This is a genomic window from Streptococcus sp. STC1396 (genome assembly GCF_058933875.1).
In genome coordinates, this window is the sequence record NZ_JBZYCU010000048.1 from 1 (window position 1) to 1,906 (window position 1,906).

Below are 1,906 nucleotides of genomic sequence, written 5' to 3' on the forward strand. Positions count from 1 at the left end.
AAGAAAAAGTAGTGAGTACTCTCTCCCGTCGGAGATTTCTTCACTACTAATCTTAGTATGTTTTCTACAACAAAATAGGCTCCATAATCCCTGCGGTGGATTTACCCACTACAGAAATTATAGAGCCATAATTATAAGTCTATTAAATAGTTTATTTTTTTTCGCTTTCAAATAATGGAGAGAGAGGACGTTTTTCATGAATACGAACGATCGCTTCTGCTAACAGATGAGCGATGGAAATCTGCTCAATCTTATCAATCAATCGTTCTTCAGGAAGGTAAATCGTATCCAAAACAATCAACTTTTTAATAGCAGATTTTTGAATATTTTCCATAGCTGGACCAGATAAGACAGGATGGGTACAGCTAGCATAGACTTCAACTGCACCAGCTTCTGCTAGGGCATCTGCCGCATGACAAATCGTTCCTGCCGTATCAATCATGTCATCAATCAGGATACATGTTTTGCCTGCAACCTTACCAATGATATTCATGACTTCACTAGTATTCATTTTATCAACACTGCGATGTTTATCGATAATAGCAATTGATGTTTTGAGAAATTCTGCCAATTTACGGGCCCGACTCACACCGCCATGATCCGGACTAACCACCACATAATCATTCCCAATCATACCACGACGTTCAAAATAATCAGCAATCAAAGGGGCCCCCATCAAATGATCAACAGGAATATCAAAGAACCCTTGAATTTGAGAAGCATGCAAATCAATGGTCAACAAACGGTCAACTCCAGCAATCTCCAGCATATTAGCAACTAATTTAGATGTAATCGGCTCACGAGCACGAGCTTTTCGATCCTGTCTAGCATAACCATAGTAGGGCATTACCACATTGATAGATTCTGCACTAGCTCTCTTCAAAGCATCTACCATGATCAAAATTTCCATTAAATTATCATTGACTGGCGAGCTGGTAGACTGCAAAATAAAGACGTGTTTCCCGCGGATAGATTCTTCAATATTCACTTGAATCTCCCCGTCAGAGAACTGACGGACAGTTGCTTTCCCAAGTGGCAATCCAATCTCTTGAGCAACACGCTGCGCTAATTCTTGATTAGAAGAAAGAGCAAAGAGTTTTAAATCAGAAAAAGACATGATTTCCTCCAGATTCTAAATCGTCTTTTATTGTATCTGTTACAAGTTTTCCAATTACCATTGTAACCCTTTTTTGCCTATTTTTCAATTGATAAATTGTAAAATATAGTGCAACAAAAAACGGCTCTATAATTTCTGTAGTGGGTAAATCCACCGCAGGGATTATGGAGCCTATTTTGTTGTAGAAAAAAAGTCCCATAAGACCTATAATGAAAAGCGATCAAACCATCATTAGAAAGAATCTTATGGAACAATTAAATTTTACCACAAACTTACTGGAAATCAAAGACCCTAACATCACTATTTTAGATTATGTAGATGCTGGAACACACAAGGAAATCATCGCTAAGCTAGATTATCCTGCTCCTAAATGCCCTCACTGTCAAGGAAAAATGGCTAAATATGACTTCCAAAAAGAATCGAAAATTCCCTATTTAGAGTGCGCGGGATACAAAACGCTGATTCGATTGAGAAAACGGCGCTTCCGCTGTCAGGATTGCGGAAAAATGGCTGTCGCAGAAACTTCCTTAGTCAAGAAGAATCACCAAATTGCAACCATCGTCAACCAGAAAATCGCTCAAAAACTGATGGAGAGGCTTTCTATGACCGACATCGCTGAAAGCTTAGCTGTTTCCACGTCCACAGTTATTCGAAAACTAAAGGAGTTTAAATTCAAGACAGATTTATCTTATCTTCCAACTCACATGTCTTGGGAGTGAAACAGTCTGGGGAGAGACTGTTTCAGCTGGCTTCAAGAAGGGAAAGATGAGCTTCATTGCGCAGGATTTT

Annotated in this window: 1 protein-coding gene and 1 pseudogene; one reads left to right on the forward strand and one right to left on the reverse strand. The window is 39.0% G+C overall.

Features of this window, described 5'->3' with window-relative positions; genetic code table 11:
- Positions 1 to 151: 151 nt before the first annotated feature.
- Positions 152 to 1,117 carry a ribose-phosphate diphosphokinase gene (locus AC5FEC_RS10325; RefSeq protein WP_493662110.1) on the reverse strand — a complete coding sequence of 322 codons (966 nt, stop codon included), beginning with the start codon at positions 1,115 to 1,117 and terminating at the stop codon, positions 152 to 154.
- Between the two features lie 245 nt (positions 1,118 to 1,362).
- On the opposite strand from AC5FEC_RS10325, the pseudogene AC5FEC_RS10330 reads away from it, so the two are divergent.
- A pseudogene (locus AC5FEC_RS10330) lies at positions 1,363 to 1,906 on the forward strand (transposase family protein); the annotation flags it as partial.

Coding starts and splice junctions, on each gene's coding strand:
- AC5FEC_RS10325 (WP_493662110.1), bottom strand. CDS start 1,117: ATGTCTTTTTCTGATTTAAAACTCTTTGCTCTTTCTTCTAATCAAGAA.